Origin of the sequence: Mesorhizobium sp. M2A.F.Ca.ET.037.01.1.1 (assembly GCF_003998075.1) — a bacterium.
In the GTDB taxonomy this organism is placed as follows: domain Bacteria; phylum Pseudomonadota; class Alphaproteobacteria; order Rhizobiales; family Rhizobiaceae; genus Mesorhizobium.
Map to the genome: position 1 here is coordinate 1 of NZ_RZSA01000318.1, position 6423 is coordinate 6423.

Genomic DNA, 6423 nt, shown 5'->3' on the forward strand with positions numbered 1-6423 from the left:
CCGGCACACTGTCGACGCGCGGCAGCCTGTCGGCGAGCGGCACCGTGGGCATCAATCCGGCGCAGGGCTTCCCGGCCGACCTGTCGATCAAGCTCACCGACGGCCGCTACACTGACGGCCGGGTGGTGACCGCCAATCTCGGCGGCGACCTGACCGTCAAGGGGCCGCTCGTCTCGGCGCCGGTGGTGGCTGGCACGATCAACCTGGCGAGGACGGTCATCACCGTCCCGGAAAAGCTGCCGGGGTCGCTCTCGGCGCTGGATGTGAAGCACAAGAACGCTCCGGCGTCCGTGCGGGCGCAGGACAAGGCACTGCGCCCGGCGACGTCCGGCGGCAGCAGCAACAGCGGCAGCGGCCTGACGCTTGACGTGACTGTCAACGCGCCGAACCAGATCTTCATCCAGGGCAGGGGCGTCGATGCCGAACTCGGCGGCTCGCTGAAGCTGACAGGCCCGGCTTCGGCGCCCAGGGCGATCGGCACCTTCACCCTGCAGCGTGGACGGCTGATCATCCTTTCCAAGCGACTGACCTTCACCGATGGCACGATCGGGTTCCAGGGGTCGCTGGTGCCCTATCTCAACTTGACGGCGACCACCACGACGAGCACCGCCACAGTCACGGTCGTCGTCTCAGGCGAGGCGACCAATCCGAAGTTCACGTTCTCCTCCGTGCCGGCGCTGCCCCAGGACGAGATCCTGGCACAACTCATCTTCGGTCAATCCATGTCCAAGCTGTCGCCGCTGCAGATCGCGCAACTTGCGAGCGCCGCCGCGCAACTGGCCGGCATCGGCGGTTCGACCTCGTTGCTCGAGAACCTGCAAAGCGCCATCGGCGTCGATGATCTCGACGTGACGACGGATGAGAAGGGCGGCACCGCGGTTTCGGCCGGCAAGTACCTCAACGATCGCACCTATGTGACGATACAGAAGGGCGACAAGCCAGGCTCCGGCAAGGTGACGATCGACCTCAATGTCGGTCGCGGGGTTAAGCTGCGCGGCGAAGCCAATGACGCCGGCGAGGCCAAGGGCGGCGTCTTTTACGAACGCGAATATTGAGGTTGTGCCGGGCCGGATTGGCCAAGGCGAACCGGGGGCGACCGCCGGTACGGGGCTGCTATCCTTATAAAATGTATTGATTTAATGGCCCGCGGGAATTTTTTAGGGAATCCGCGTCGCGATAACAAATTTGCGTCAAGACTGTCGCTATCACGCGAACCGGGTTGCAGCCAAAGATGCACATTCCCTGGCATGTTCCTCCTCCATACCGTCTTTTTGACAACGCGGTCCGGATGCGGAATGTTAAAAGGCGGAAAGCCAACAATGGGAGCAAGTCATGGCAATCTATAAGAGCAATGGTGATCAGGTTCCTGATCATATCTTGGCGTTGGCCGAAGAAGCCAAGGCGGGAAAGGTCGATCGTCGCGAATTCCTGGCGCTCGCCAGCGTTTTCGGAGCGTCCACGGCGATGGCCTACGGCCTGATCGGTCTGGCCGATCCGACCCCGGCGAAAGCCGACGACGTACAGAGCAAGAAGGGCGGCACGCTGAAGGTCGCGCAGTGGGTCAAGGATCCGAAGGATCCACGCAAGGCCGACTGGTCGGAAATCGCCAATGCCGAGCGCCAGGCGCTTGAGCCGCTGGTTAAGTACACCACCGAGTACACATTCCGCCCCTATCTCCTGGAAAGCTGGGACGTGAACGATGACGCGACCGAGTACACGCTGCATGTACGCAAGGGCGTGACCTGGTCGAACGGCGATGCTTTCACCGCCGACGATGTCATCTTCAATCTCAAGCGCTGGGCCGACAAGAAGGCCGAAGGCAACTCGATGCCCGGCCGCCTTGGCACGCTTGTCAAGGACGACAAGCTCGACGAGAGCGCCGTGACCAAGGTCGACGACATGACCGTCAAGCTGAAACTCGGCAAGCCGGACATCGCGCTGATCCCGAACATGTGCGATTATCCGGGCCTGATCGTCCACAAGAGCTTCGACGAGAAGGGCGGCGATTTCAAAGCCTGCCCGATCGGCACCGGCCCGTTCGAGCTCGTTTCCTACGACGTCGGCCAGAAGGTCGTCTACAAGCGCCGCGCAGACAACAAGTGGTGGGACGGCGAGGTGTTCCTCGACGGCATCGAGTTCATCGACTACGGCACCGATCCTGGCGCCATGGTCAGCGCCTTCGAGGCTGGTGAAGTGCACACCAATTTCGAGACCTCGGCCGACTATGTCTCGATCCTCGACGGCATGGACCTGGTGAAATCCGAGGTGGTGACGGCTGCGACCATCGTCTGCCGCACCAATGTCAACCACAAGCCGTACGACAACCAGAAGGTTCGTCAGGCGCTGCAGCTCGGCGTCGACAACGCGGTCGTCCTGCAGCTCGGCTACGGCAATGCCGGCACGCCCGCTGAGAACCATCACGTCAGCCCGATCCATCCGGAATATTTCGAGCTGCCGAAGATCAAGCGCGACGCCGCCAAGGCCAAGGCCCTGATGGCGGAGGCAGGCCAGGCCGACTTCGAGCACGAGCTGATCACGGTCGACGAGGACTGGCACAAGAACACCGGCGACGCGATCGCAGCCCAGCTGCGCGACGCCGGCATCAAGGTGAAGCGCACGGTGCTGCCGGGCTCGACCTTCTGGAACGACTGGACGAAGTATCCGCTGTCGATGACCAACTGGAACATGCGCCCGCTCGGCGTGCAGGTTCTGGCGATCGGCTATCGCACCGGTGAAGCCTGGAACGAGACTGCTTGGTCGAATTCCGACTGGGATACCAAGCTCAACGCCGCGCTTGCCGTCGCCGACGCGGCCAAGCGCAAGGAAATGATGAAGGACATCGAGCAGATCCTGCAGGATTCCGGCATCATCATCCAGCCGTACTGGCGCAAGCTCTACAGCCACTCGACCAAGGCGGTGCAGAACTTCAAAATGCACCCGACCTACGAGCACGACTACGGCAAGGTCTGGCTGGAACAGGCCTGATCGGAACGAACGGACAAAGGGGCGCTCGGCCCCTTTGTCCCCTTCCTCGCGTGACCCGGGACCGGAGAGCCGTTGCAACGAAAAAGTTGCGGACTCGTCGAATGGGGTCATGCAATAAACTGGGTTGATTGCATTCGAAGGTCAGTTTGCCGGCTTGCCCCGCATCGCGTCGGAGTGGTCGCGCAATCAGGCTCCCCCAACCCATCGGCAGGGGTCCGCCATGCTTTCTTTCATCCTGAGACGTCTCGGCACCATGGCGCTGACGATGCTGTGCCTGACCTTGGTCGTTTTTTTCCTGATCAATCTCGGTCCCAATCTGAAGAAGCTGGCGATCAGCCAGACAGAAATGCACACCTCCGCCGAACAGCTGGAAAGCTGGCTGGCCAACCATGGCTACCGCCAGAACTTCTTCCTGCGCTACGGCCAGTGGCTGGGGGTTCTCCCCAAACAGCCGATCACCGACCCGGCGACTGGAAAACCGGCGCAGCGCTTCTCCTTCTGCAACGACCCGGTCGCGCCGACATTCTCCGGCGTGCTGCAGGGCGACTTCGGCTGCTCGACCAAATTCAAGACGACCGTCGCGGCGAAGCTCTTTCCGGCGCTCGGCGCAACGGGGCTTTTGATGTTCTGGGTGCTGGTGGTGATGGTGCCGATCTCGCTGCTCATCGGCATCCTTGCCGGCATGCGCGAGGGCTCGCGCACCGACCGCACGCTGTCTGTCGCTTCGATCGCCTCGACGGCGACGCCTGAATATGTCTCGGGCGTCATCTTCACCGTCATCTTCGCATCCTGGCTGGGCTGGCTGAACGGCTCGGCTGCGTCCGCCAGCCAGGGCCTCACCTTCTACAATTTCACCCTGCCGGTGATGACACTTGCCATCTACGGCATCGGCTACATCGCGCGCATGACGCGCGCCTCGATGGTGGAGGTGATGACGCAGCAATACATCCGAACTGCCCGCCTCAAGGGTCTGTCCTTCGGCAGCGTGGTCGTCAAGCATGCGCTGCGCAACGCTTTGATCGCGCCGTTTACCGTCATCATGCTGCAGTTTCCCTGGCTGCTCACCGGCGTCGTCATCGTCGAGGTGATGTTCCGCTACCAGGGGTTCGGCTATACGCTGGTCGAGGCTGCGGGCAACAACGACATCGACCTGCTGCTCGGCTGCTCGCTGGTTTCGGTGTTCATCGTCTTGATCACGCAGCTCATCTCCGATGTCGGCTACGCGTTCCTCAATCCGCGCATCAGGGTTCAATAAGGGGCAGGGCCGATGCAGACCGAGTATATCAATGCCTTCGACATCGTTGTCGGCGTGCTCTGGCGTTTCTGGCCGGTGTGGATCGCGTTGATCCTGGTGATGGGCGTCAGCTTTGCCTATAAGAAGCGGCTTGGCCTTTACGGCCAGCTCTTTGACAGCGGCGTCGGCATCGCCGGCGTCTTCATCTGCCTGTTCTGGCTGTTCACGGCGATCTTCGCTTCGACCATCTCGCCCTTCGATCCCCTGGCGCAGGTCTCGGTGATGAAGGACGCGCTGCCCGGCGCGATCGAGCCGGCGTCGAAGCTGGTCTATTATTTCGGCGGCGATAAGCTCGCCCGCGACGTGTTCTCGCGCATGGTCTACGGCAGCCAGATCGTGCTGATCATCGCGCCGGCCGCCACCGGCTTCGCGCTCATGGTCGGCATCACGCTCGGCCTGCCGGCCGGCTATTACGGCGGCAGGATTGACACGCTGCTGTCCTTCCTCGCCAATCTGGTGCTGGCTTTCCCGGTGATCCTGTTGTTCTACCTCCTGGTGACACCGGGCATCATGGACACGCCGATCCCCTATGCGATGGCGGGTCTGTTCTTCTTGTTCCCGATCATCTTCTTCAGCGTCCTGTTCTGGACGCGTTTCAAGAACCGGCCGGACCGGCTCTATATCCTGCTCGGTATCACGCTTATCCTCGGTGGCTGGATTTATGTCGGCCTGGTCTTCGACAAGGATCCGCTGCACATTGTCCACATCGATCCCAACCAGCTCAACATCTTCGTGGCGGTGGTGTTCGCTTCCAGCCCCGGCGTGTTCCGCATCGTGCGCGGGCTGACCATGGACATCAAGACGCGCGACTATGTGGCGGCGGCGCAGACGCGCGGTGAATCGCCCTGGTACATCATGCTTTGGGAGATATTGCCCAATGCGCGCGGGCCGCTGATCGTCGATGCGTGCCTGCGCATCGGCTACACGACGATCCTGCTCGGAACGCTCGGCTATTTCGGCCTGGGGCTGGCGCCGGAAAGCCCCGACTGGGGCACCGCGATCAAGGACGCCAGCCGGCTGCTGCGTTCCTTCATCCACCCGGCGCTGCCGCCGACGATCGCCCTGATGTCGTTCGTGCTGGGGCTCAACCTTTTGGCGGACTCGCTGCGCGAACAGTCGATGAAGGATTGATGGCGAGGGCTCAGGCCCTACCTGCTGGAACAATTTAGGATTGGAGCGACCCATGAACGAAGCGGTTCGAGATCCGGCTCAACCCATCATCGAGATCGAGAATCTCTCGATCTCCTTCTTCACCCGCAAGGGCGAGATCCCGGCCGTGATGGATTTCTCCTGCACGGTGATGCCCGGCGAGGCGATGGGCATCGTCGGCGAATCCGGCTGCGGCAAGTCGACGGTGTCGCTCGGCATCATGCGCGACCTCTCCAACATCGGGAAGATCGTCGGCGGGCGCATCAAGTTCCAGGGCAAGGACATGGGCGAGCTCTCCGAGGAGGAGCTGCGCGCCATCCGCGGCAACAAGATCGCCATGATCTACCAGGAGCCGATGGCGAGCCTCAACCCCGCGATGAAGATCGGCCAGCAGCTGATGGAAGTGCCGCTGATCCACGACAAGGTGTCGAAGGAGGAGGCCTACAACAGGGCGCTGGAGATGGTGCGGGCGGTGAGGCTGCCCGACCCGGAGCGCATGATGCGCTCCTATCCGCACCAGCTTTCCGGCGGCCAGCAGCAGCGCATCGTGATTGCCATGGCGCTGTTGTCCAAGCCGGCGCTGCTTCTGCTCGACGAGCCGACCACCGCGCTCGACGTCACCGTCGAGGCGGGCATCGTCGAGCTGGTCAAGGGTCTGGGCGAGAAGTTCGGCACCTCGATGATCTTCGTGTCGCACAATCTCGGCCTGATCCTCGAGACCTGCGACCGTATCACGGTGATGTATTCCGGCGAGGCGGTCGAGACCGGCAAGATCGAGGACGTGTTCGACCGGATGCGCCATCCCTATACGCAAGGGCTGTTCCGCTCGATCCCGCTGCCTGGCGCCGACAAGAACTCGCGGCCGTTGATCTCCATTCCCGGACAGTTGCCGCTGCCGCATGAGCGGCCGAAGGGCTGCAATTTCGGGCCGCGCTGCCACCATTTCGTCGAGGGCGTCTGCAACGCTGCGGAAATCCCGATGGTCCCGGTTGAGG

The 6423-nt window shown here is 62.3% G+C and carries 5 protein-coding genes; all 5 read left to right on the forward strand.

Translation table 11 applies throughout. The features are described 5' to 3' along the window. The coding region (locus EOA27_RS17145) for a translocation/assembly module TamB domain-containing protein (protein ID WP_189562045.1) at positions 1-1055 on the forward strand (1055 nt) is incomplete at its 5' end. A 277-nt stretch (positions 1056-1332) separates the two neighbouring features. Further along, positions 1333-2985, forward strand: a complete 1653-nt coding sequence (locus EOA27_RS17150) for an ABC transporter substrate-binding protein (RefSeq protein WP_127256753.1) — start codon at positions 1333-1335, stop codon at positions 2983-2985. Positions 2986-3205: 220 nt separating this feature from the next. Further along, entirely contained in the window at positions 3206-4240 is a 1035-nt protein-coding gene (locus EOA27_RS17155; RefSeq protein WP_126081935.1) for an ABC transporter permease, read from the forward strand. Positions 4241-4252: 12 nt separating this feature from the next. Next, positions 4253-5410, forward strand: a complete 1158-nt coding sequence (locus EOA27_RS17160) for an ABC transporter permease (RefSeq protein WP_126081936.1) — start codon at positions 4253-4255, stop codon at positions 5408-5410. A gap of 52 nt (positions 5411-5462) precedes the next feature. Then, positions 5463-6423: ABC transporter ATP-binding protein (locus tag EOA27_RS17165; protein WP_145970385.1), on the forward strand; the 961-nt coding region annotated here is incomplete at its 3' end.

Excerpts from the sequence above, each read along its gene's own strand:
- EOA27_RS17150 (WP_127256753.1), top strand. The coding sequence starts at position 1,333 with ATGGCAATCTATAAGAGCAATGGTGATCAGGTTCCTGATCATATCTTG.
- EOA27_RS17155 (WP_126081935.1), top strand. The coding sequence starts at position 3,206 with ATGCTTTCTTTCATCCTGAGACGTCTCGGCACCATGGCGCTGACGATG.
- EOA27_RS17160 (WP_126081936.1), top strand. The coding sequence starts at position 4,253 with ATGCAGACCGAGTATATCAATGCCTTCGACATCGTTGTCGGCGTGCTC.